Annotated in this window: 1 protein-coding gene and 1 pseudogene; both read left to right on the top strand. The window is 44.6% G+C overall.

The features are described from left to right. A pseudogene (locus LC586_RS40110) lies at positions 1-510 on the top strand (filamentous hemagglutinin N-terminal domain-containing protein); the annotation flags it as partial. A gap of 145 nt (positions 511-655) precedes the next feature. Beyond that, the coding region (locus tag LC586_RS40105; RefSeq protein WP_229491323.1) for a two-partner secretion domain-containing protein at positions 656-3,275 on the top strand (2,620 nt) is incomplete at its 3' end.

The following is a 3,275-nucleotide window of genomic DNA, read 5'->3' as shown; positions in this document are numbered from 1 at the left end:
GACATCACTGCTACAGGAGCAAGTTCTCAATTCAACGGTTCAGTAGAACTTAATACACCTGGTATCGATCCCAACAGTGGCTTAGTTGAGCTACCCACAATAGCTGTAGAAACTGAAGTCGCGCAAGTCTGCGATAGTCCAGGTTATGCTCAAAGCAGCTTTATTATCACCGGACGAGGCGGTTTACCTCCTAATCCCACTAAGGATGTTCTCCCGAACGGCACAGTAGAAGTCGGTTGGGTGGCGCTCAAACCTAGCAGCGATGCCAACTCTACCAGAGGCTTCTCTTTGAGAGACGCTAACGCCAACGTCAACGGCGGGCTACGCCGAAGCAGCAATTCACCTGTTACTACTAAGGCAGTTACCACCACACCAGAACGTATTGTAGAAGCAAATGGATGGGTGGTAAACAAAAACGGAGAGGTGGTACTTACAGCTAATCTACCTGCTGGGGGTCGTAGTTCATGGCACAAGGCTGTATCTTGCAGTGCAACTCATGCTCATCAGTAAATGGGCGTCAATAATTGCTTACTCAAACTTTAACAGCACTAAACAGCATGATTGGGTTATGTCTTATTATTAAGTAATAGACAGCGATTAACTTGATACTTGCTTAACTAAATATTAGTGTTGGTAATAGTTGTGGAGGCTTGTAATGTCTGGTAGTTGGCATTTAACTTATTGGGGTGCAGTGGTAGGTATTGCGATGAGTGTCAGCGTGTCTTTTAATTGTGCGATCGCTCAAATCAGCCCGGATGGCACTTTACCTATTAATTCCAACGTCACACAAGACGGTAACACCTTCAACATCACCGGGGGAACACAAGCTGGTGCTAACTTGTTCCACAGCTTTGGTGAGTTTTCTGTGCCTACTGGTAGCACTGCTTCCTTTAATAATGCTGTAAATATTCAAAATATCATTAGCCGAGTTACGGGTGGGTCAAGTTCTAAGATTGATGGAATAATTAGCACATTAGGTACAGCTAACCTGTTCCTGATAAATCCCAACGGCATTATTTTTGGTCAAAATGCTCAATTAAATATTAGTGGTTCTTTTGTAGCAACTACAGCGTCGGCAATTGGGTTTGGCAATCAAGGTTTTTTTAGTGCTTCTACTCCAAATAATCCTGAACTACTGGTGGTCAATCCTTCGGCTCTTCTATTCAATCAAATTGTTGCTGCGCCGATCGAAAATAACTCAGCTAGTTTAAGTGTTGATAATAATCGTAGTTTGCTGGCAGTAGGAGGGGATGTCAGCATAGATGGTGGCTCATTAAATGCCCTTGGTGGACGAGTGGAGTTAGGAGGTTTAGCAGCAGAGGGGACAGTTGCTCTTAATGCCAATAGCAACAATTTCAGCTTAAATTTTCCAGATAATGTAGCACGAGCAAATGTGTCGCTTACCAACGGCGCTGAAGTGAATGTCGCTTCTGGTGGTGGCGGTAGTATTGCCATTAATGCTCAGGATATAAATGTTTTAGGAAAAAGTAGCCTACGTGCTGGTATTAGCCCACTTGTAGGAGCCGATGACGCCCAAGCCGGAGATGTTACCCTCAGCGCCAAAGGAACAGTGAGAATCGAAAATAGCTTTATCTACAACGCCGTTTTTGGTTCTGGAAATGGTGGTTCTTTACGCGTGGATACAGGGAAATTGGTTATTCAAGATGGAGCAGTAGCGACTGCTACTATTTCTAGTGGTAAAGCTGGGGATCTGGTTGTGAACGCCTCTGACTCAATAGAACTAACTGGTAGTTCCTCTTCAAACGGCACGATTGACATTGACATCGATATTCCTATTCTTAATTTGTTCGGTTTACCTTCCAATTTTCCTGTTCCTTTTCCTATTGGCTTGTTTTCCGCTTCCCTTGATGTCAAGCCTCTTCTTCCCAAGAATCTTCGTGATAATCCTTTTTTAAGTTCTTTACCTATTGGAAGTGGAGATGCCGGAAACGTGACCATTGAAACTGGGCGGTTAATTGTCTCTAATGGGGCAGTGGTATCGGCAACTACAACAAGCACAGGAAAAGGAGGAGATTTAACCGTGAAGGCAGACTTGATAGAACTCAGTGGTACCTCAGCTAATGATTCTCCCTTATCTGTGTTCGCTACAACAAATAAGCTTCCTAGTTCATTGCGTAATGATACTGACGGTCTGGGATCAGGGGGTAACTTGACCATTGATACTAGACGGTTAATTGTCCGTGATGGTGCATGGGTGATAACTGGTACTGATAACAAGAACCCAGGAGGGGAATTGCCTGTGACAGCAGGGGAATTGACTGTGAACGCCTCTGAGTCTGTAGAACTTAGTGGCACCTCATCAGATAATATTCCTAGCGCTTTAGTTTCTGGAACACAGGGACCTGGAAATGGTAACAAATTGGTTATTAATACTAAGAGGCTGATAGTCAGCAATGGAGGAATTATCTCGGCGGGTACTTCCAGCTCTGGAAATGGAGGCGAATTGATCATTAATGCCACTGATTCAGTAGAACTTGTTGGCACCTCAAAACAAGGGTTGTCCGCCTCTCAAATAAAAGATTTGATTGGATTTGGTGGAGCTTCAGTCTTGAACTTCGTAGAAGATCGTCCATTTCCGAGCGGTGTAATTTCTGGGACTGCAAATACAGGAGATGCTGGAAACTTGACTATTGACACTGGACGGTTATTAATTCAGGGTGGAGCACAAGCATCGGTTTCTACAATTAATGCCGGAAATGCGGGTGAGTTAAATGTTCGCGCCTCTTCTATAGAACTGAGTGGGACTTCGCTTGAAAGCCCTAAACCCAGCGACATTGAAGGTCGAAGCCTGTTGACAACTGCTGTCAGTGAAGGCTCAACTGGAAAGGGTGGCAATATAACAGTTAGCACCAACTCCCTAACTATCACCGATGGTGCAGCACTTACAGCCAGTACTTCTGGGCAGAAGGATGCAGGTGACATCACTATTAGCGCTGAATCTATTAATCTCACTGGTAACGGCTCAGTGATTTCGGCTGAGACGACAGGACAAGGAGCAGGTGGTGACTTGACACTGACAACAGGAAACTTGGCAGTTGAAGATGGAGGTAAAATAACTGTAAGTAGTACAGGCTCAGGGGCTGCGGGTGATTTAAAACTTAACGCTAACTCGATATATCTCAATAACGCTGCCAAAATCACTGCTGACACTACAGGAGGTGGCGGAAATATCTTTGCGCGATCGCCTTTAATGTTACTACGCAATCAAAGTTCTATCACCACCAATGCCAAAGGCCTTGGTATTGGTGGCGGTA

The organism is Nostoc favosum CHAB5714, from assembly GCF_020829495.1.
In the GTDB taxonomy this organism is placed as follows: Bacteria; Cyanobacteriota; Cyanobacteriia; order Cyanobacteriales; family Nostocaceae; genus Nostoc; species Nostoc favosum.
The sequence above is the reverse complement of the archived record's forward strand: the minus strand, read 5'-3'. Positions and strand labels throughout refer to the sequence as shown.